The 19,715-nt window shown below is 64.4% G+C and carries 18 protein-coding genes and 1 pseudogene; 13 read left to right on the top strand and 6 right to left on the bottom strand.

What is annotated here, in order from left to right:
* The first annotated feature begins 112 nt into the window (after positions 1-112).
* From mreC to tldD, 7 genes are all read left to right on the top strand, one after another.
* Positions 113-1,177, top strand: a complete 1,065-nt coding sequence (mreC, locus tag V0R59_RS14155; protein WP_330074986.1) for a rod shape-determining protein MreC — start codon at positions 113-115, stop codon at positions 1,175-1,177.
* Positions 1,177-1,665, top strand: coding sequence for a rod shape-determining protein MreD (gene mreD, locus V0R59_RS14150; protein ID WP_330074880.1), 489 nt, complete (start codon positions 1,177-1,179; stop codon positions 1,663-1,665). The genes mreC and mreD overlap by 1 nt, the downstream gene beginning before the upstream one ends.
* 35 nt (positions 1,666-1,700) lie before the next feature.
* Positions 1,701-2,300: a Maf family protein gene (locus tag V0R59_RS14145; RefSeq protein ID WP_330074879.1), complete on the top strand. Its 600-nt coding sequence runs from the start codon at positions 1,701-1,703 to the stop codon at positions 2,298-2,300.
* 83 nt (positions 2,301-2,383) lie between these two features.
* Positions 2,384-3,841 (top strand): ribonuclease G, encoded by a 1,458-nt coding sequence (gene rng, locus V0R59_RS14140; RefSeq protein ID WP_330074878.1) that lies wholly within the window; start codon positions 2,384-2,386, stop codon positions 3,839-3,841.
* Between the two features lie 88 nt (positions 3,842-3,929).
* Entirely contained in the window at positions 3,930-7,739 is a 3,810-nt protein-coding gene (locus V0R59_RS14135) for a YhdP family protein (RefSeq protein WP_330074877.1), read from the top strand.
* A gap of 9 nt (positions 7,740-7,748) precedes the next feature.
* Complete coding sequence (locus V0R59_RS14130; protein ID WP_330074876.1) at positions 7,749-8,600, top strand: carbon-nitrogen hydrolase family protein; 852 nt, start codon at positions 7,749-7,751, stop codon at positions 8,598-8,600.
* 2 nt (positions 8,601-8,602) lie between these two features.
* Entirely contained in the window at positions 8,603-10,042 is a 1,440-nt protein-coding gene (gene tldD / locus V0R59_RS14125; protein ID WP_330074875.1) for a metalloprotease TldD, read from the top strand.
* Between the two features lie 42 nt (positions 10,043-10,084).
* Here the strand turns inward: tldD and yjgA are convergent, their stop codons facing one another.
* Entirely contained in the window at positions 10,085-10,606 is a 522-nt protein-coding gene (gene yjgA / locus V0R59_RS14120; RefSeq protein WP_330074874.1) for a ribosome biogenesis factor YjgA, read from the bottom strand.
* A gap of 108 nt (positions 10,607-10,714) precedes the next feature.
* Here yjgA and pmbA point away from each other — a divergent pair, with 108 nt between their 5' ends.
* From pmbA to V0R59_RS14090, 6 genes and pseudogenes are all read left to right on the top strand, one after another.
* Complete coding sequence (gene pmbA, locus V0R59_RS14115; RefSeq protein WP_330074873.1) at positions 10,715-12,061, top strand: metalloprotease PmbA; 1,347 nt, start codon at positions 10,715-10,717, stop codon at positions 12,059-12,061.
* Between the two features lie 123 nt (positions 12,062-12,184).
* Positions 12,185-12,585, top strand: a pseudogene (locus V0R59_RS14110) (FagA protein).
* Complete coding sequence (locus V0R59_RS14105; protein ID WP_330074872.1) at positions 12,578-13,954, top strand: class II fumarate hydratase; 1,377 nt, start codon at positions 12,578-12,580, stop codon at positions 13,952-13,954. The pseudogene V0R59_RS14110 and the gene V0R59_RS14105 overlap by 8 nt, the downstream one beginning before the upstream one ends.
* 27 nt (positions 13,955-13,981) lie before the next feature.
* The gene (locus tag V0R59_RS14100; protein ID WP_330074871.1) at positions 13,982-14,443 is read left to right on the top strand and encodes a hypothetical protein; all 462 of its coding nucleotides are present in this window, start codon (positions 13,982-13,984) and stop codon (positions 14,441-14,443) included.
* Entirely contained in the window at positions 14,443-15,054 is a 612-nt protein-coding gene (locus V0R59_RS14095; RefSeq protein WP_330074870.1) for a superoxide dismutase, read from the top strand. Before V0R59_RS14100 ends, V0R59_RS14095 begins: the two co-directional genes overlap by 1 nt.
* 11 nt (positions 15,055-15,065) lie before the next feature.
* The gene (locus tag V0R59_RS14090; RefSeq protein WP_330074869.1) at positions 15,066-15,959 is read left to right on the top strand and encodes a ZIP family metal transporter; all 894 of its coding nucleotides are present in this window, start codon (positions 15,066-15,068) and stop codon (positions 15,957-15,959) included.
* Positions 15,960-16,064: 105 nt separating this feature from the next.
* On the opposite strand, the gene V0R59_RS14085 is transcribed toward V0R59_RS14090, so the two are convergent.
* The 5 genes from V0R59_RS14085 to V0R59_RS14065 form a co-directional block, all read right to left on the bottom strand.
* On the bottom strand, positions 16,065-16,337 hold the full coding sequence (locus tag V0R59_RS14085) for an HPr family phosphocarrier protein (RefSeq protein ID WP_330074868.1): 273 nt from the start codon (positions 16,335-16,337) through the stop codon (positions 16,065-16,067).
* Between the two features lie 20 nt (positions 16,338-16,357).
* Positions 16,358-17,212 (bottom strand): RNase adapter RapZ, encoded by an 855-nt coding sequence (rapZ, locus tag V0R59_RS14080; protein WP_330074867.1) that lies wholly within the window; start codon positions 17,210-17,212, stop codon positions 16,358-16,360.
* A 3-nt stretch (positions 17,213-17,215) separates the two neighbouring features.
* Entirely contained in the window at positions 17,216-17,680 is a 465-nt protein-coding gene (gene ptsN, locus V0R59_RS14075; RefSeq protein WP_330074866.1) for a PTS IIA-like nitrogen regulatory protein PtsN, read from the bottom strand.
* A gap of 12 nt (positions 17,681-17,692) precedes the next feature.
* Positions 17,693-18,001 (bottom strand): ribosome hibernation-promoting factor, HPF/YfiA family, encoded by a 309-nt coding sequence (gene hpf / locus V0R59_RS14070; RefSeq protein WP_330074865.1) that lies wholly within the window; start codon positions 17,999-18,001, stop codon positions 17,693-17,695.
* An 81-nt stretch (positions 18,002-18,082) separates the two neighbouring features.
* Positions 18,083-19,576 (bottom strand): RNA polymerase factor sigma-54, encoded by a 1,494-nt coding sequence (locus tag V0R59_RS14065; protein WP_330074864.1) that lies wholly within the window; start codon positions 19,574-19,576, stop codon positions 18,083-18,085.
* Positions 19,577-19,715: the final 139 nt, after the last annotated feature.

The following is a 19,715-nucleotide window of genomic DNA, read 5'->3' as shown; positions in this document are numbered from 1 at the left end:
GTCCGAACCCGGGCTGACGTCCCTCTGGACGTCCATTCCATCCACCCGCAAGCCAGGCCGGTGCGTTGCCGTATGAATTACCTGCTGAACCGTCGACCACGAGGAGCGGCCCATTAAACCGCTTTTCGCCAAAGGCCCGTCGCTGGGCGTGCGCCTGCTCGTGCTGGTCGTGCTGTCGATCGCCCTGATGGTGGTCGATGCCCGCTTTACCGTGCTCCAGCCCGTGCGCAGCCAGATGTCCCAGGTGCTGATGCAGGCCTACACGATCACCGACCTGCCGCTGCGCCTGTGGCAGGGCGTCGCCAGCCAGTTCGGTAGCCGCACTGAGCTGATCGCCGAGAACGAGAAACTCAAGACCGAAGCCCTGCTCCTGCAAGGCCGCCTGCAGAAGCTGGCAGCGCTGACCGAGCAGAACGTGCGCCTGCGCGAACTGCTCAATTCCTCGGCGCTGGTCAACGAGAAGGTCGAGGTCGCCGAACTGATCGGCATGGACCCGAACCCCTTCACCCATCGCATCCTGATCAACAAGGGCGAGCGCGACGGCGTGGTCCTCGGCCAGCCGGTGCTCGACGCCCGTGGCCTGATGGGCCAGGTGGTCGAGCTGATGCCGTACACCTCGCGGGTGCTGCTGCTCACCGACACCACCCACAGCATCCCGGTGCAGGTCAACCGCAATGGTCTGCGCGCCATCGCCAGCGGTACCGGCAACCCGGAGCGCCTGGAACTGCGCCATGTCGCCGATACCGCCGACATCAAGGAAGGCGACCTGCTGGTCAGCTCCGGCCTTGGCCAGCGGTTCCCGGCCGGTTACCCGGTGGCGACGGTGAAGGAAGTGATCCACGACTCCGGCCAGCCGTTTGCCATCGTTCGCGCGGTACCGACCGCGGCGCTCAACCGCAGCCGCTACCTGCTGCTGGTGTTCTCCGACAGTCGTACCCCGGAAGAGCGCGCCAGCGACGCGGTCAAGGCGCAGGAGGCGGATCATCCGGCTTCGCCAGTTCAGGTCCTCGACCCTGCGCATGCGGCCCCGGCGGTTACCCCGGTTCCCGCCACTCCCGCAGCCACCACCCCGGCCGCACCGCATGCCCCGGCAGCCACGCCCGCCCCTGCGCCAGCCCCGGCTGCTGCACCGGCGAACCATGGCGCGGCCACGACCCCATCCCGGGAGAGACATTGATGGTCAGTACCCATGGCAAGAATGGCTGGGTGGTCTGGTTGACCTTCCTCATCGGCCTGCTCCTGAGCGTATGGCCGATGCCGCCGTTCATGGACATCTTCCGTCCGTTGTGGCTGGCCTTGCTGCTGGCCTTCTGGACCCTCAACCTGCCGCACAAGGTCGGAATGACCACCGCATTCCTGCTCGGCCTGTGCGAAGACGTGCTCTACGGCACCCTGCTGGGGCAGAACGCCCTGGTGCTGACCCTGATCACCTTCCTCGTGCTCAGCCTGCAGCAACGCCTGCGCATGTTCCCGATGTGGCAGCAGAGCCTGACCATCCTCGTGGTGTTCGGGGTCGCGCAACTGGTGCAGCTGTGGCTCAGTGCGCTGACCGGCAATCGCCAGCCGACCCTCGCGCTGGTCTGGCCTGCGGTCACCAGTGCCTTGCTCTGGCCCTGGATCAGCTTTGGCCTGCGCGGGCTGCGCAGTCGCCTGAGCATCTACTGAATCCCGCTTTTCGACGCTGACAGGGAGACGTCACGATGACACCGCTGTACCTGGCCTCCGGTTCGCCGCGCCGCCGTGAGCTGCTGACCCAGATCGGCGTTCCCTTCACCGTCGTCAGCGCCTCCATCGACGAAACCCCGTTGCCCGGCGAAGCGGCCGGTGCTTATGTCGAGCGCCTGGCCCGGGGCAAGGCCGCTGCCGGCCTGGCCCTGCTGACCGCCAGCGGCACCCGCGAACCCCTGGCGGTGCTCGGTGCCGACACCGCCGTCGTGCTCGACGGCCGCATTCTTGGCAAGCCGCTCGATCGCGACGACGCCCTGGCCATGCTGGCCGCCCTCTCCGGACGCGAGCACGAAGTGCTGACCGCGGTCGCCGTCACCGACGGCCAGCGCACGGAAAGCCTGTGCATCACCAGTCGCGTCGCCTTCAATCCCATCAGTGAATCCCGGGCGCAGGCCTACTGGGCCAGCGGCGAGCCGCAGGACAAGGCCGGTGCCTACGCCATCCAGGGCCTCGGCGCGGTGTTCGTGCAGGGCCTGCAGGGCAGCTACTCCAGCGTGGTCGGCCTGCCGGTCGCCGAGACGGCCGAGCTGCTGGCGCGCTTCGGCATTCCCTGCTGGCAGGGTATTGCGTGAGGATGCACTGACCACCGTTTATTGCTCGCCAGCCACCGCCGGGCGATCCATGATTACCTGAAGACTTTTGACGAGAGCCTGCCATGAGTGAAGAGATTCTGATCAACATCACCCCGATGGAATCCCGCGTGGCGGTGGTGGAAAACGGTGTCCTTCAGGAAGTCCATGTCGAGCGCACCCAGCGCCGTGGCATCGTCGGCAACATCTACAAGGGCAAGGTGGTGCGCGTACTGCCGGGCATGCAGGCGGCCTTCGTCGATATCGGCCTGGAGCGCGCGGCTTTCATTCATGCGTCAGAGATTTCCCTGCGCGAAGGCACTACGGTGGAAAGCATCAGCGCCCTGGTCCACGAAGGGCAGGCCCTGGTGGTGCAGGTGACCAAGGACCCGATCGGCTCCAAGGGCGCGCGCCTGACCACCCAGTTGTCGATCCCGTCGCGCTACCTGGTGTACATGCCGCGTACCAAGCATGTCGGCATTTCCCTGAAGATCGAGGATGAAGCCGAACGCGAGCGCCTGAAACAGGTAGTCAGCGATTGCGTGGCCAAGGAGAACATCCAGGATTCCGGCGGCTTCATCCTGCGTACCGCCGCCGAAGGCGCCGGCGCCGACGAGATCCTCATGGACATCCGCTACCTGCGTCGCCTATGGGACCAGATCGGCGCACAGATCAAGACCGTTGGCGCACCTACGGAAATCTACGAGGATCTGGGCCTGGCCCTGCGCACCCTGCGCGACCTGGTCAACCCGAAGATCGAGAAGATCCGCATCGATTCCCGGGAAACCTTCCAGAAAACCACACAGTTCGTCGCCGAACTGATGCCGGAAATCGCCGATCGCCTGGAACACTACCCGGGCGAGCGGCCGATCTTCGACCTGTACGGCGTCGAGGACGAGATCCAGCGCGCCCTGGAGCGCAAGGTACCGCTCAAGTCCGGCGGCTACCTGGTGGTCGACCCGGCCGAGGCGATGACCACCATCGACGTCAACACCGGGGCCTTCGTCGGCCATCGCAACCTCGAAGAGACCATCTTCAAGACCAACCTCGAAGCCGCCACCGCCATTGCCCGCCAGCTACGCCTGCGCAATATCGGCGGAATCATCATCATCGACTTCATCGACATGGAAGATGAAGAGCACCAGCGCCAGGTCCTGCGCACCCTGGAAAAGCAGCTCGAACGCGATCACGCCAAGACCAACATCATCGGCCTGACCGAACTGGGCCTGGTGCAGATGACCCGCAAGCGCACCCGGGAAAGCCTGGAGCAGGTGCTCTGCGAGCCCTGCATCAGTTGCCAGGGCCGCGGCAAGCTGAAGACGCCCGAGACAGTCTGTTACGAGATTTTCCGGGAAATCCTTCGCGAGGCGCGGGCTTACCAGGCCGAAGGGTATAGAGTGCTCGCCAATCAAAAGGTGGTGGACCGCCTGCTGGACGAAGAATCGGGGAACGTCGCCGAACTCGAAGCCTTTATCGGGCGAACCATTCGTTTCCAGGTGGAGTCCATGTATTCCCAGGAACAATACGACGTGGTGCTGCTCTGATTCGGTCTGAAGCCTCGATCGCCGCCCTGGCGCTGGCAAACCCGACACGCCGGGCCATAGTTACAAGACGACTCGGGGGGCCACTGCAATGGAGCGTCTGATCCGCGTTCTGGCAGCATTGACCCGCTGGGGGTTGGGCGCCTGTGCGCTGCTGGCGGTATTGGTCGCGCTGTACGTAAGTCTGGGCCGCGAACTGATTCCGCTGGTCGCCGAGTACCGTGGCGAAGTGCAGGACAAGGCCGAGGCCGCGCTCGGCATGCCGTTGCACATTGGTGCGCTGGAAGGGCGCTGGAGCGGCCTGGCGCCGATCCTGGTGGTGCGCGATGTGCAGGTCGGCGAAGGCAGCTCGGCGCTGCGGCTGGACGCGGTCAAGGTGGTGCCCGACCTCTGGGCCAGCCTGACCCACCGCGAAGTGCGCCTGGCCCGGGTCGAGCTGGGTGGCCTGCAACTCAACCTGCGCGAAGACGAAAACGGTCAGTGGGCGCTCAAGGGCCTGCCGGTGAAGGACGACCAGCCGCTGGATGTCGAGCAGGTGCTGCGGCGCATGCAGGTGGTGGCGAAAGTCTCCATCCTCGATAGCCAGGTCACCCTGGAACCCTTCGACCACGATCCCATGACCCTGACCTATGTCGGCCTGAGCCTGCAGACCGGCAGCGTGCGCCAGCGTCTCGATGCGCGCCTGACCCTGCCTGACGGCCAGCCCATGGCGCTCAGCCTGAAAAGCCGGATCCGCGCCTCGCAGTGGCGCGACGGCCAGGTCGAAGGCTATCTCAGCTTGCCGCAGAGCGACTGGGCCAAATGGCTGCCCGCGCGCTTGCTCGGCCAATGGCAGCTTCCCGAGGCGCGGGCCGGTGGCGAGGTGTGGATCGACTGGAACAAGGGCCGGCTGCAAAGCGCGACCCTTCGCCTGAACGCGCCGAAGGTGCGCGCCGCCTACGCCGAGCGCAAGCCCGTGAGCCTGGACAACGTGGCCCTGAATGCCTGGCTGCGGCGCGGCGAGCAGGGCCTGGACATCGCCCTTGATTCGTTGGCCTTGAGTCTTGGCGAAACCCGCTGGGAATCCCATGTGCAGATCCGCCAGCGCCACGACGAAAAGGACGGTGAGTTATGGAGCGTCCAGGCCGACCGGCTTGACCTGACGCCGCTGACCCCGGTGATCCAGGCCCTTGGCCCGCTGCCGAAGCAGGGCATGGCGGTGGTCGATGGCCTGAAGGTCACCGGCGGCCTGCGCAACGTCCTGCTGGATATCCGCCCCCAGGTCGAGGGCGACCGCCTGTTCAGCTTCGCCGCCAACCTCGACCGCGTCGGCTTCGATGCCTATCACGGCGCGCCGGCTGCGGGGAATGTCAGCGGCAGCATCAGCGGCGACCTCGGCCACGGCGAGCTGCGCCTGGATACCGACAAGTTCATGCTGCACCTGGTGCCGATCTTCGCCGATCCCTGGCATTACCTGAAAGCCAACGCCCAGCTCACCTGGAAACTGGACAAGGAAGGCTTCACCCTGATCGCGCCGTACCTCAAGGTACTGGGCGAGGAGGGCAACATCGCCGGTGACTTCCTGATCCGCCTGCTGTTCGCCGAAGGCAGCGAGGACTACATGGACCTGCGGGTCGGCCTGGTGGACGGCGATGGCCGCTACACCGGCAAGTACCTGCCGGAAGTCCTGAGCCCGGACGTGGCGCACTGGTTGCGCACGGCCATCCTCAAGGGCAAGGTCGACGAGGGTTACTTCCAGTACCAGGGCTCGCTGAACCACGGTGCCCCCGACCATGCCCGCAGCATCACCCTGTTCTTCAAGGTCGAGGACGCCGCCCTGGACTTCCAGCCCGGCTGGCCACAACTGAGCAAGGTGGACGGCGATGTGTTCATCGACGACCACGGCGTGCGGATCAAGGCCAGCACCGGGCAGATGCTGAATACCACGGTCAGCGACGTGCTGGTGGACATTCCCCATGTGCCAGCCGGCGAGCACAGCCATCTGCTGGTCGACGGTGCCTTCGACGGCTCCCTGGGTGATGGCCTGAAGATCCTCCAGGATGCGCCGATCGGCACCGGCGCGACCTTCGCCGGCTGGGAAGGCGAGGGCGACCTGAAGGGGGCGCTCAAGCTGGACATCCCCCTGGCGCACGACACCGCGCCCAAGGTAGTGGTGGACTTCCAGACCGAGGGCTCACGGCTGAAACTCAGCGAACCGGTTCTCGAACTGACCCAGTTGAAGGGGGATTTCCGTTTCGACCTGGACAAGGGCCTGAGCGGCAAGAACATCAGCACCACGGCGTTCGGCAAGCCGGTCACTGCCGAGATCTTCGCCGAGGGCAAGCCCGGCCAGTTGCAGACCCGCATCGCCGCCAAGGGCCAGATCGCCTTGAAATCCCTGACCGACTGGCTGCAGTTCAACCAGCCGTTGCCGGTTTCCGGGGAGATTCCCTACCAGTTGCAGGTTTCGCTGGGCAGCAACAACCAGCTCAGCGTCGACTCCAGCCTCAAGGGCCTGGCCATCGACCTGCCCGCGCCTTTCGGCAAGGCAGCCAACGACACCCGTGCCAGCCAGTTCCGCATGAACCTGCAAGGGAGCGAACGGCGCATCGATGCGACCTACACCGACCTGGCCAGCCTGGCCATGGCCGCCCCGGCAGGCAAGCCCGAGCAAGTGCGCGGCGAGCTGGTACTGGGCGGCGGCAGTGCGCAGTTGCCGTCGAGCCCGGGCTTGCGGGTCAAGGGCAAGCTCGCCGAGCTGGATTTGGAAGGCTGGCAGAACAAGGCCGGCAGCTATGCTGGCAACGATCCGGGTGGTAGCGCCCGGCAGATCCTCCGCGATATCGACCTGAGCATTGGCAAGCTCAAGGCCTACAGCTTCGAGCTGAACCAGGCGGTGGTGCGTTTGGGCCGCAACAGCGACAACTGGGACCTGCGCCTGGACAGCCAGGAAGTCATCGGCAATGCGCGTATCCCCGATGCCAAGGCCGCGCCCATCGCAATCAACCTGCAGGCCCTGCACCTGCCCGCGCCGGATCCGGCCGAGGAAGCCTCCCCTGATGCACCCGATCCACTGGCCTCGGTCGACCCGCGCAATGTCCCCGCGCTGGACCTGAGCATTGCCAAGTTGTTCCGTGGCGATGCGCTGCTGGGCAGCTGGTCGCTGAAGCTGCGTCCGACCCCGCGTGGTCTCGCCCTCAATGACCTTGACCTCAATCTCAACGGCCTGCTGGTCGATGGCGCCGCCGGTTGGGAGGGCGTGCCGGGCGCCAGCAGCAGCTGGTTCAAGGGTCGCCTGGAAGGCAAGAACCTGGCGGACGTGCTCAAGGCCTGGAACTTTGCGCCATCGGTCACCAGCCGCGAGTTCCACATGGATGTCGACGGTCGCTGGCCTGGTTCGCCGGCCTGGGTCAGCCTCAAGCGTTTCTCCGGGACCATGGACGCCACCCTGCGCAGCGGTCAGTTCGTCGAAGTGGAAGGCGGCGCACAGGCCCTGCGGGTATTCGGCCTTCTGAATTTCAACTCGATCGGCCGCCGCCTGCGCCTGGACTTCTCCGACCTGTTCGACAAGGGCCTGAGCTACGATCGGGTCAAGGGCCTGCTGGTGGCCAGTGACGGTGTCTACGTGACCCGCAGTCCGATCGCCATGACCGGCCCGTCGAGCAATTTCGAGCTGGACGGCACGCTGGACATGGTTCGCGACCGTATCGATGCCAGCCTGATGGTGGCCTTGCCGGTGACCAATAACCTGCCGCTGGCGGCGCTGATCGTCGGGGCGCCGGCCATCGGTGGCGCGCTGTTCCTGGTCGACCGCCTGCTCGGCGACAAGGTGGCGCGCTATGCCAGCGTCAACTATCGGGTCGAAGGTCCGGTCAAAGAGCCTAAAATCACCTTTGTGAAACCTTTCGAAAAATCCAGGTAGAACGTGGACATGACCAGCGCCGTCATTCAAATGATCAGCCAGGACGATATCGCGGCCAACCTTGTCCGTGCTCGCGTCCTCCTCGAACAGGCCGCCAGCCAGGGCGCACGTCTCGCCGTGCTGCCGGAAAACTTCGCCGCCATGGGCCGTCGCGACAGTGCCGCGATCGGCCTGGCCGAGGCGCGCGGCGAAGGGCCGATCCTGCCGTGGTTGAAACAGACCGCCCGCGACCTCAGGTTATGGATCGTAGCGGGCACCTTGCCGCTGCCGCCCGTCGACCGGCCCGAGGCCAAAGCCCATGCCTGCTCCCTGCTGGTGGACGAGCACGGCGAGCTGGTCGCCCGCTACGACAAGTTGCACCTGTTCGACGTGGACGTGGCCGACAACCGTGGCCGCTATCGCGAGTCCGATGACTACGCCCATGGCGCGCAGGTGGTGGTGGCCGATACCCCGGTGGGCAAACTCGGCCTGAGCGTGTGCTACGACCTGCGTTTCCCGGAGCTGTACAGCGCGCTGCGCGAGGCCGGGGCCGAGTTGATCAGCGCGCCGGCGGCATTCACTGCGGTAACCGGCGCGGCGCACTGGGAAGTGCTGATTCGCGCCCGGGCCATCGAGACCCAGTGCTATGTGCTCGCGGCCGCCCAGGGCGGGATGCATCCGGGACCGCGGGAAACCCACGGTCATGCGGCGATCGTCGATCCCTGGGGGCGGATCCTCGCCGAACAGGACCGCGGCGAAGCGGTGCTGCTGGCCACGCGCGACAGTGCTGAACAGGCGTCCATACGGGCGCGGATGCCGGTGACCTTGCACCGGCGCTTTTTCTCGCGGGACGCATTGCGGCCCGCGCACCTCTCGGAGTGACTATGAGCGAGTTGTTAACAAGCGTCAGCGAGCAACTGCTGGCCCCCGGCGACCTGACCCTCGACAGCCTGCAAAGCGTGCTGGGCGAGCTGGCCGGTCCGGGCATCGACGCGGCCGACCTGTATTTTCAGGGCCAGATCTCGGAGTCCTGGGCGCTGGAGGACGGCATCGTCAAGGAAGGCAGCTTCAACCTCGACCAGGGGGTGGGCGTACGTGCCCAGTCCGGCGAGAAGACGGGCTTCGCCTACAGCAATGCGATCAACCTCGAAGCCCTGACCTCCGCTGCCCAGGCCGCCCGCTCGATTTCCCGTGCCGGGCAGAATGGCACGGTGCAGGCGTTCAAGAGCCAGGCGGTCACCGCGCTGTACGCGCCGGAGAACCCGCTGGACGTCATCAGCCGCGCGGAAAAGGTCGAGCTGCTCAAGCGCGTCGACGCCGCCACGCGCGCCCTCGACCCGCGTATCCAGCAGGTCAGCGTGAGCATGGCCGGGGTCTGGGAGCGCATCCTCATCGCTGCTGCCGACGGTAGCCTGGCAGCAGACATCCGTCCGCTGGTGCGCTTCAACGTCAGCGTGATCGTCGAGCAGAACGGCCGCCGCGAGCGCGGTGGTCATGGCGGCGGTGGGCGTACCGATTACCGCTATTTCACCGAGGATCGCGTCATGGGCTTCGCTCGCGAAGCACTGCGCCAGGCCCTGGTGAACCTGGAGGCGGTCCCGGCGCCCGCCGGCACGCTGCCGGTAGTGCTGGGTTCGGGCTGGTCCGGCGTGCTGTTGCACGAAGCGGTCGGCCACGGGCTGGAAGGTGACTTCAACCGCAAGGGCAGTTCGGCCTACAGCGGGCGGATCGGCGAGATGGTCGCGTCGAGCCTGTGCACCATTGTCGATGACGGCACCCTGGAAGGGCGCCGCGGTTCGCTGAGCGTCGACGACGAAGGCACCCCGACCGAATGCACCACCCTGATCGAGAACGGCAAGCTGGTCGGCTACATGCAGGACAAGCTCAACGCACGCCTGATGGGCATGGCGGTCACCGGCAACGGTCGTCGCGAATCCTACGCGCACCTGCCGATGCCGCGCATGACCAACACCTACATGCGTGCCGGCGAGAGCGACCCGGCGGAGATCATCGCCTCGGTCAAGCGCGGGCTGTACTGCGCCAACCTCGGTGGAGGCCAGGTGGACATCACCAGCGGCAAGTTCGTCTTCTCCACCAGCGAGGCGTACCTGATCGAGGACGGCAAGATCACCGCGCCGGTGAAGGGCGCGACCCTGATCGGCAACGGTCCGGAGGCCATGAGCCGGGTGTCCATGGTCGGCAGCGACCTGGCACTGGACAGCGGTGTCGGGACCTGCGGCAAGGATGGGCAGTCGGTGCCGGTTGGCGTGGGCCAGCCAACCCTGAAGATCGATGCGATCACCGTGGGTGGCACGGGCGCATGAAGGTGACACCGGGCGGGCAGGGTGCCTGCCCGGCATGGCAACTCAGCGCAGGCCGCGCTGGGTTTCGTCGAGGTCGCGGATGTACTTGAAGAGCTTGCGTGCGGCACTTGGCGGCTTGTTGGTCTTCGCCTCGTGCTGGGCCTGGCGGATCTGCGAGCGCAGTTGCTGGCGATCGGCGTCCGGGTATTCCTGGACGAACTTGTCGAGCACGTCGTCGCTGCCGCCGATCAGCCGGTCGCGCCAGCGCTCCAGGTTGTGGAAGCGCTCGTTGTACTGGTGGCTGGAGGCATCCAGTTGATCGAGCAGGGCGTTGATCGCGTCGAGGTCCTGGTCGCGCATCAGCTTGCCGATGAACGAGCGGTGACGGCGCTTCGCTTCGTTGGCCGTGTGCCGCTTGTGCTCTTCGAGGGCTTTACGCAGCTCGTCGGTCAGGGGCAGTTTGGCCAGGGTGTCGGGCTTGAGCGTGGTAAGGCGCTCGCCCATGTCCACCAGCGCCTGAAGTTCGCGCTTGATCTGGGTTTTGCTTTTTTCGCCTTCGTCGAAGGCATCGTAAGAATCAACCATGGGGGCAGTCCGCTGAGAAACGCCGCCATGATAACCAGTCGGGGGCCGCTTGTCCGGCCCGGTCGCTCGATGACCCTCGCCGAACGCCGTATTTGAGTGGAGAAAACCATGAGTGCAGTCCAGAGCGTAGGTCCGCAAGCCCTGCCGGCCTTGCAGGAGCAGGTCGAGCAGATCATCGCCGAAGCGAAACGCCAGGGTGCCAGTGCCTGTGAAGTGGCGGTGTCGCTGGAGCAGGGGTTGTCGACCTCGGTGCGCCAGCGCGAAGTGGAAACGGTGGAGTTCAACCGCGACCAGGGCTTCGGCATCACCCTCTACGTGGGCCAGCGCAAGGGCTCGGCCAGTACTTCGGCCAGCGGCGCCGATGCGATCCGCGAGACCGTCGCTGCCGCACTGGCGATCGCAAAACATACGTCCGAGGACGATTGCGCCGGGCTGGCCGATCCGGCGCTGATGGCGCGCGATGTCGCCGATTTCGACCTTTACCACGCCTGGGACATTACCCCCGAGCAGGCCATCGAGAAGGCCCTGGCCTGCGAGGCGGCGGCGTTCGAGGCCGATGCCCGGATCAAGAATGCCGATGGCACCACCCTCAACACCCATCAGGGCTGCCGTGTGTACGGCAACAGCAACGGTTTCATCGGCGGCTACGCCTCGACCCGCCACAGCCTGAGCTGCGTGATGATCGCTGAAGGCGAAGGGCAGATGCAGCGCGACTACTGGTATGACGTCAGTCGCCAGGGCGAGTTGCTCGCCGACCCGGTGAGCATCGGCAAGCGTGCCGCCCAGCGTGCGGCCAGCCGTCTGGGCGCGCGTCCGGTACCGACCTGTGAGGTGCCGGTGCTGTTTTCCGCTGAACTGGCTGGCGGGCTGTTCGGCAGTTTCCTGTCGGCGATTTCCGGCGGCAACCTGTACCGCAAGTCGTCGTTCCTCGAAGGCACCATCGGTCAGCGCCTGTTCCCGACCTGGCTGACCCTCGACGAGCGTCCGCACCTGCCACGCGCGCTGGGTAGCGCGGCCTTCGATGGCGATGGCCTGGCGACCTACGCCAAGCCGTTCGTCGAAAATGGCCAACTGGTGTCCTACGTGCTGGGTACCTACTCGGGGCGCAAGCTGGGGCTGCCGAGCACGGCGAACGCCGGTGGCGTGCACAACCTGTTCGTCACCCACGGTGTCGAGGACCAGGCGGCGCTGATCCGGCGCATGGGCCGCGGACTGCTGGTCACCGAGCTGATGGGCCATGGACTGAACATGGTGACCGGCGATTACTCCCGTGGCGCGGCGGGCTACTGGGTGGAAAACGGCGAGATTCAGTTCGCCGTGCAGGAAGTGACGATCGCCGGCAATATGAAAGATATGTTCCAGCAGATTGTCGCGATCGGAAGCGATCTTGAAACCCGCAGCAACATCCATACCGGCTCGATCCTGATCGAACGGATGACGGTCGCTGGCAGCTGATTCTGCGCTTCACGCGTCACCCGAAAGCCCGGCCCCTGCGCCGGGCTTTTTCTTGCCCGCAAAAAAGCCTGTTGAACTGATTCTATTTATCAATTAATAATGAATATCATTATCTGGGTGATGATGTTCTTCATGAAATCCGTCCTCCACGAATTGCCCTACCTGGAAAACTGGCGCTGGCTCAGCCGGCGCATTCGTTGCGCGCTGGAGCCCGACGAGCCGCGCCTGATCGAACACTATCTCGCCGAGGGGCGCTACCTGGTCTGCTGCACCGATACCTCGGCGTGGACCGTGGCCCTGACGTCTTTCCGTCTTCTGCTCGATACCGCCTGCGACCGCATGTTGCCGTGGCATTGGCGCTGCCTGTGCCTGGACCAGGCATGGCGCCCGTTGTTGCAACTGCGCAAGCTCGATGGCGGCGAGCTGGCCAGCGCTGGCAGCCGCTGGCCCTGCAACTGGCGAATTGCACGCTGTTGCCTTCGATTTCTTCCGCTGAACTGATGCAAGGACTTGATGATGAGTAATACCCGTATCGAGCGTGACAGCATGGGTGAACTGCAGGTGCCGGCCGAGGCCCTGTACGGTGCCCAGACCCAACGCGCGGTCAACAACTTCCCGATCAGCCAGCAACGCATGCCGACCCAGTTCATCCGTGCGCTGCTGCTGGCCAAGGCCGCCGCGGCCAAGGCCAACGTGCAGCTGGAGCAGGTGACCCCGGCCCAAGGCGAGGCGATCGTCGCCGCAGTGGAACAACTGCTCGCCGGTGATTTCATGCAGCACTTCCCGGTGGACGTGTTCCAGACCGGCTCCGGCACCAGTTCCAACATGAACGCCAACGAAGTGATCGCCACCCTGGCCAGCCGCGTGGCCGGTGACAAGGTCAATGCCAACGATCACGTCAACTGCGGCCAGAGCAGCAACGACATCATCCCGACCACCATCCATGTCAGTGCCGCACTGGCCCTGCACGAGCAACTGCTGCCAGCGCTGAAGCACCTGGTACAGGTGATCGAGGCCAAGGCCGAGCAGGTCCATCCGTTCGTCAAGACGGGCCGTACCCACCTGATGGACGCCATGCCGGTGCGCATGAGCCAGGTCCTCGGCGGCTGGACGCAGCAAGTCAAGGCCAGCATCGGCCACCTGCAAGACACCCTGCCCAGCCTGCAGGCTCTGGCCCAGGGCGGCACTGCGGTAGGGACTGGGATCAACGCCCACCCACAGTTCTCCGCGCTGTTTGCCAAGCAACTGAGCGGCCTGACCCAGGTCGACTTCGTGCCGGGTGAGAACCTGTTTGCGCTGATCGGCTCCCAGGACACTGCGGTTGCCGTCTCCGGCCAACTGAAGGCTACCGCCGTGGCCCTGATGAAGATCGCCAACGACCTGCGCTGGATGAACTCCGGCCCGCTCGCCGGTCTCGGCGAGATCGAACTGGAAGGCCTGCAGCCGGGCTCCTCGATCATGCCGGGCAAGGTCAATCCGGTGATCCCGGAAGCCACTGCGATGGTCGCTGCCCAGGTGATCGGCAATGACGCCACCATCGCCGTCGCCGGCCAGTCGGGCAACTTCGAGCTGAACGTGATGCTGCCGGTCATTGCCCGCAACCTGCTGGAAAGCATCGAGCTGATGGCCAATGCCAGCCGTCTGCTGGCCGACAAGGCCATCGCCAGCTTCAAGGTCAACGAGCCCAAGCTCAAGGAAGCCCTGGCGCGCAACCCGATTTTGGTCACCGCGCTGAACCCGATCATCGGCTACCAAAAGGCCGCCGAGATCGCCAAGACCGCCTACAAGCAGGGCCGCCCGATCATCGATGTAGCCCTGGAACACACCGAGCTGTCGCGTACCCAGCTGGAAGTCCTGCTGGATCCGGAGAAGCTCACCGCCGGCGGTATCTGATACCGCTCACCGCTTTGGAGGTTCGCCATGCAGCATTGGAAACGCACCACCGAAATCGCCAATCGCCTGTTCAACCAGGGCGATCTGGTCGACGCCCGCGAGCTGTACTTGCAGGCCCTGGCCCTGGCCCAGGTGCTTTTCGAGCGCTGGCATGACGCCGACGAAGCGGTGGCCGCCTGCGTGATTTCCCATCACAACCTGGCGGACCTGCACCTGCGCCTGAAACAGCCGCAGGAGAGCGCCGAATATCTCTGCGCGATCCACCAGCGGCTGCTCAGTGCCAGCCAGGACACGCGCCTGTCCCAGGGCCTGCGTGAAGCCGCCCTGCGCCAGAGCGGCAAGACCTACACCGAACTCTTGAGCTTCATCAGCGAGTACGGCCAGTACCCGCGCACCGAGCGGCTGCTGTATCGGCAGGAACCGCAGCCGGGTGTGCTGGCCGGTCAGGACCCCGTGATCACCCAAGCCTTCCAACAAGGAATCCACTGATGCCACATACCTTGCCTGCACTGCCTTACGCGTACGATGCCCTGGAACCGCACATCGATGCGCAGACCATGGAAATCCACTACACCAAGCACCACCAGACCTACATCAACAACCTCAACGCCGCCATCGACGGCACCGAGTGGGCCGAGTGGCCGGTGGAGAAGCTGGTGGCCGCAGTCAAGCAACTGCCGCAAAACCTCCAGGCCGCGGTGATCAACCAGGGCGGCGGGCACGCCAACCACAGCCTGTTCTGGACAGTGATGGCGCCCAAGGGCGGTGGTCTGCCGCAAGGCTCGGTGGCCAAGGCCATCGACGAACAACTGGGCGGTTTCGACGCCTTCAAGGACGCCTTCACCAAAGCTGCACTGACCCGCTTCGGTAGCGGCTGGGCATGGCTGAGCGTCACCCCGGAGAAGAAGCTGGTGGTGGAAAGCAGCGGCAACCAGGACAGCCCGCTGATGAATGGCAACACGCCAATCCTCGGCCTGGACGTCTGGGAGCACGCCTACTACCTGCGCTACCAGAACCGTCGCCCGGAATACATCAACGCCTTCTACAACGTGGTTGACTGGGCCGAAGTCGAACGGCGCTACGTTGCTGCCCTGGCGTGAGTGAAAGACGGATGCGTTCGGATGTCTTGTCCATAGGCAGTGTGCGCTTGTTCCGTCTGGCCCTGGGTACCGTGCTGTTGTTGGTCGGTACCGCCTTGCTGTTGGCCCAGGCTATCGCCTGGCTCGATCTCGAACCGCGCATGCTGCGCGCGCTGGAGGGCGGTGCCTTGTGTGCCCTGGGCACTGCGCTGGGCGCCGTTCCGGTGCTGGTGATCCGCAACATGCCGGTGGCCCTGGCCGATTCCCTTCTGGGCTTTGGTGCTGGTGTCATGCTGGCGGCCACGGCCTTTTCCCTGATCATCCCGGGGCTGGATGCCGCTCAGTCGGTCGGCTTCGGCAAGTGGGGGGCGGGTGGCCTGATCAGCTTAGGCCTGTTGTTCGGTGCCTTCTGCCTGTACCTGGTGGATCGCAAGGTTGCCGGTGCCTCGCCGGAGGCGCTGGTGGCGTCCGGCAGCCAGCCGGTGGTGCCGGCGCGTATCTGGGTGTTCGTCATCGCGATCATTGCCCACAACATCCCGGAAGGCATGGCCATTGGCGTGTCGGCTGGTGGTGGCATGCCGGACGCGGACAGCCTGGCGATGGGCATCGCCCTGCAGGACGTGCCGGAAGGCCTGGTCATTGCCCTGGTGCTGGCAGGTGCTGGGATGGCGCGTTTCCAGGCGTTCCTGATCGGTGCTGCGTCCGGGCTGGTCGAACCGGCGGCTGCCGTGCTCTGTGCCTGGCTGGTGAAACTGGCCGAACTGGCGTTGCCGCTGGGGCTGGCCTTTGCCGCAGGAGCCATGCTGTTGGTGGTGACCCAGGAAATCATTCCTGAATCGCGGGCCAATGGGCATCATCGCTTGGCGAGCCTGGGGCTTTGCGTCGGATTCTGCTTGATGATGGTGATGGATACGGCGTTGTCCTGATCCCGCCCTTGCACCCAGGCCTTGTGCGGTTCTTCGCAGGTGAGCCAGCTACAGCAGGCTGCATGAAAAAGCCCGCCAATTGGCGGGCTTTTTCATTACAGGCGATCACTCGCCTTCGTCAAACCGGTTGTTGATCAGCTCGATCAGTCCATCCAGCGCGGCCTGCTCCTCTTCGCCCTCGGTCAGCAGGTGCACCTTGGTGCCTTTGCCGGCGGCCAGCATCATCACCGCCATGATGCTCTTGCCGTCCACCAGCCTGTCCGGCGCGCGCCCAACCTTGACCGTGCAGGGAAACTTGCCGGCCACGCCGACGAACTTGGCGGCGGCGCGGGCATGCAGCCCCAGCTTGTTGATGATCTCGATTTCGATTGCGGGCATCGCGGGTGGGATCCTGTGGGCTAGAGGTCGCGGTGACGGACCTGGACATTCTTCAAGATGGGTTGCAGCAACTGGCCCAGGCGTTCGGTCAGGTAGACGGAGCGGTGGTGACCGCCCGTGCAGCCGATGGCGATGGTCACGTAAGCACGGTTGCTGGCGGCGAAGCGTGGCAACCATTTCAGCAGGTAGGAGGAGATGTCCTGGAACATCTCTTCCACGTCCGGCTGCGCGGCAAGGTAGTCGATGACCGGTTGATCCCGCCCGGAGTGCTCGCGCAGTTCCGGCTTCCAGTACGGATTCGGCAGGCAGCGCACGTCGAACACCACGTCGGCATCCACCGGCATGCCGCGTTTGAAGCCGAAGGACTCGATCAGGAACGCCGTGCCGGGCTCCGGCTGGTTGAGCAGGCGCAGCTTGATCGAATCACGCAACTGGTACAGGTTCAGGTTGGTGGTATCGATCTTCAGGTCTGCCAAGTCGGCGATGGGCCCGAGCAGCTCGCTCTCGACCCGGATCGCCTCGGCCAGGGAGCGGTCCGGGTTGGTCAGCGGGTGGCGGCGGCGGGTTTCGGAAAAGCGCTTGAGCAGGGTTTCCTCATCGGCATCCAGGTACAGCACGTCGCACTGGATGTGACGGGCGCGGGCTTCGTCGAGCAGTTCGGGGAAGCGCGTGAGGTGGCTGGGCAGGTTGCGGGCGTCGATCGATACCGCCACCCGCGGTTGCAGCAATTCCGTATTGATCAGTGCGCTCTCCGCCAACTGCGGAAGCAGGCCGGCGGGGAGGTTGTCGATACAGTAGTAACCATTGTCTTCCAGGACATCGAGGGCCGTACTTTTGCCGGATCCGGAACGGCCACTGACAATGATCAGGCGCATGGCTCAGCTTCCGTTCTGTTCGTCCAGGACAACCTGGTACAGGGCGGTGCTGCTGTTGGCGGCGCGCAGCTTGTCACGCACGTCCTTGCGGTCGAGCATGCTGGCAATCTGGCGAAGCAGTTCGAGGTGCGCATCAGTGGCGGCTTCCGGTACCAGCAGCACGAACAGCAGGTCTACCGGGGCGCCGTCGATGGCGTCGAAATCGATGGGGGCGTCCAGGTGCAGCAGGGCGCTGATCGGACTGGCGCACCCCTTGAGACGGCAGTGGGGAATGGCGATGCCATTGCCGAAGCCCGTCGAACCGAGTTTCTCCCGGTCGATCAGGCTCTTGAACACGTCCTGGGTGTCCAGCTCGGGAACTTCCTTCCCGATCAGGTTGGCGATCTGTTCGAGTACACGCTTTTTACTGCCGCCCGGCACGTTCACGAGGGAACGGCCGGGGGTCAGGATGGATTCAAGTCGGATCATGGATGAGGGGGATCAGCGGGCAGCTGCACCTTGCAGCAGACTTTGCTGTTTTTCCTTGTGTTTTTTCAGTTGGCGGTCGAGCTTGTCGGTCAGGAGGTCGATGGCGGCATACATGTCTTCGTGCTCTGCGTTCGCTACCACTTCACCGCCGGGAATCTGCAAGGTCGCTTCGATCTTCTGCTGCAGCTTCTCGACCTTGAGGATCACCTGCACATTGGTGATGCGGTCGTAGTGGCGCTCGAGCCGGGCGAGTTTTTCCCCGATGTAGGTACGCAGGGCCTCGGTGACTTCTACATGTTGTCCACTGATGTTGACTTGCATACTGCTTCTCCTTTGTTGCCGTGCATAAAGAGGCAGGTGTTGCGCCTGCCACTGAATTGCGATGGCACACCTCAGGGAAGGTCACATCAATCGCTTGCGTTCACTCGATGGTGCGATACCGAGGGACTCGCGGTACTTGGCGACGGTGCGACGTGCTACCTGGATGCCTTGTGCCTCCAGTAAACCAGCGATCTTGCTGTCACTCAATGGCTTTTTCTGATTTTCCGCGGCAACCAGTTTCTTGATGATCGCGCGGATGGCAGTGGACGAGCATTCACCGCCTTCGGAGGTGCTCACATGACTGGAGAAAAAGTACTTCAGTTCATAGATTCCCCGGGGCGTGTGCATGTATTTCTGCGTGGTGACCCGGGAAATGGTCGATTCGTGCATGCCCACCGCCTCGGCGATGTCGTGCAGGACCAGCGGCTTCATGGCCTCGTCGCCGTGATCGAGGAAACCACGCTGGTGCTCGACGATCTGGGTCGCCACCTTCATCAGCGTCTCGTTGCGGCTCTGCAGGCTCTTGATGAACCAGCGCGCCTCCTGCAACTGGTTGCGCATGAAGGTGTTGTCGGCGCTGGTGTCGGCACGGCGGACGAAGCCGGCATACTGCGGATTGACCCGCAGGCGCGGTACCGCTTCCTGGTTCAGTTCCACCAGCCAGCGCTCGTTGTCCTTGCGCACGATCACGTCGGGGACCACGTATTCCGGCTCGCTCGACTCGATCTGCGAGCCGGGGCGAGGGTTCAGGCTCTGTACCAGCTCGATGACCTGGCGCAGTTCGTCTTCCTTGAGCTTCATGCGGCGCATCAGCTGGCTGTAGTCGCGGCTGCCGAGCAGGTCGATGTAGTCACTGACCAGGCGCTGTGCTTCGCTCATCCACGGTGTGTTGGATGGCAACTGGCGCAGTTGCAGCAGCAGGCATTCGCCAAGGTTGCGCGCACCGATGCCGGCAGGCTCGAACTGCTGGATGCGGTGCAGGACGGCTTCGACCTCGTCCAGCTCGATGTCGAGCTCGGGATCGAAGGAGTCGCAGATTTCTTCCAGGGTCTCGTCGAGGTAGCCCTGGTTGTTGATGCAGTCGATGAGGGTGACGGCAATCAGCCGGTCGGTATCCGACATCGGTGCCAGGTTCAACTGCCAGAGCAGGTGGCTTTGCAGGCTCTCGCCCGCAGACGTACGGGTGGTGAAGTCCCACTCGTCATCATCGTTGCTTGGCAGGCTGCTGGCGCTGGTCTGGTAGATGTCTTCCCATGCGGTGTCCACCGGCAGTTCGTTGGGAATGCGCTCGTTCCATTCGCCTTCTTCGAGGTTTTCCGCGCTGGGGGCGGATTGCTCGAAGCTGCTTTCCTGCGCTTCCGCGACCGGCTTGCTCTCGGCGTTGTCGGCCATGGGGTCGCTGTTGTCGAAGTCGTCGCCTTCTTCCTGGCGTTCGAGCATCGGGTTCGACTCCAGGGCTTCCTGGATTTCCTGCTGCAGGTCCAGCGTGGAAAGCTGGAGCAGTCGGATGGCCTGTTGCAACTGCGGGGTCATCGTCAGTTGCTGGCCCATTCTTAGGACGAGCGATGGTTTCATGGCTGGGGCTTAACACCTTATTCGCCGGCGCGCATGCGCCATCTCTACACGGGCGCGGGGCGCCAATTTTAAGCAAGATATATGCCTGAAATTGATGCGTTTGCCTAGAGCGCTGTAACAATTAAGCCGTAATAATGGC

It is taken from the genome of Pseudomonas ulcerans, from assembly GCF_036324125.1.
Lineage (GTDB): Bacteria > Pseudomonadota > Gammaproteobacteria > Pseudomonadales > Pseudomonadaceae > Aquipseudomonas > Aquipseudomonas ulcerans.
Note: the sequence above shows the minus strand (reverse complement) of the source record. Positions and strands in the feature narration are given on the sequence as shown.

Coding starts and splice junctions, on each gene's coding strand:
- V0R59_RS14065 (WP_330074864.1), bottom strand. CDS start 19,576: ATGAAACCATCGCTCGTCCTAAGAATGGGCCAGCAACTGACGATGACC.
- rng (WP_330074878.1), top strand. CDS start 2,384: ATGAGTGAAGAGATTCTGATCAACATCACCCCGATGGAATCCCGCGTG.
- V0R59_RS14105 (WP_330074872.1), top strand. CDS start 12,578: ATGAGTAATACCCGTATCGAGCGTGACAGCATGGGTGAACTGCAGGTG.
- V0R59_RS14135 (WP_330074877.1), top strand. CDS start 3,930: ATGGAGCGTCTGATCCGCGTTCTGGCAGCATTGACCCGCTGGGGGTTG.
- V0R59_RS14145 (WP_330074879.1), top strand. CDS start 1,701: ATGACACCGCTGTACCTGGCCTCCGGTTCGCCGCGCCGCCGTGAGCTG.
- yjgA (WP_330074874.1), bottom strand. CDS start 10,606: ATGGTTGATTCTTACGATGCCTTCGACGAAGGCGAAAAAAGCAAAACC.
- hpf (WP_330074865.1), bottom strand. CDS start 18,001: ATGCAAGTCAACATCAGTGGACAACATGTAGAAGTCACCGAGGCCCTG.
- rapZ (WP_330074867.1), bottom strand. CDS start 17,212: ATGCGCCTGATCATTGTCAGTGGCCGTTCCGGATCCGGCAAAAGTACG.
- V0R59_RS14085 (WP_330074868.1), bottom strand. CDS start 16,337: ATGCCCGCAATCGAAATCGAGATCATCAACAAGCTGGGGCTGCATGCC.
- ptsN (WP_330074866.1), bottom strand. CDS start 17,680: ATGATCCGACTTGAATCCATCCTGACCCCCGGCCGTTCCCTCGTGAAC.
- V0R59_RS14130 (WP_330074876.1), top strand. CDS start 7,749: ATGACCAGCGCCGTCATTCAAATGATCAGCCAGGACGATATCGCGGCC.
- V0R59_RS14100 (WP_330074871.1), top strand. CDS start 13,982: ATGCAGCATTGGAAACGCACCACCGAAATCGCCAATCGCCTGTTCAAC.
- V0R59_RS14095 (WP_330074870.1), top strand. CDS start 14,443: ATGCCACATACCTTGCCTGCACTGCCTTACGCGTACGATGCCCTGGAA.
- tldD (WP_330074875.1), top strand. CDS start 8,603: ATGAGCGAGTTGTTAACAAGCGTCAGCGAGCAACTGCTGGCCCCCGGC.
- pmbA (WP_330074873.1), top strand. CDS start 10,715: ATGAGTGCAGTCCAGAGCGTAGGTCCGCAAGCCCTGCCGGCCTTGCAG.
- V0R59_RS14090 (WP_330074869.1), top strand. CDS start 15,066: ATGCGTTCGGATGTCTTGTCCATAGGCAGTGTGCGCTTGTTCCGTCTG.
- mreD (WP_330074880.1), top strand. CDS start 1,177: ATGGTCAGTACCCATGGCAAGAATGGCTGGGTGGTCTGGTTGACCTTC.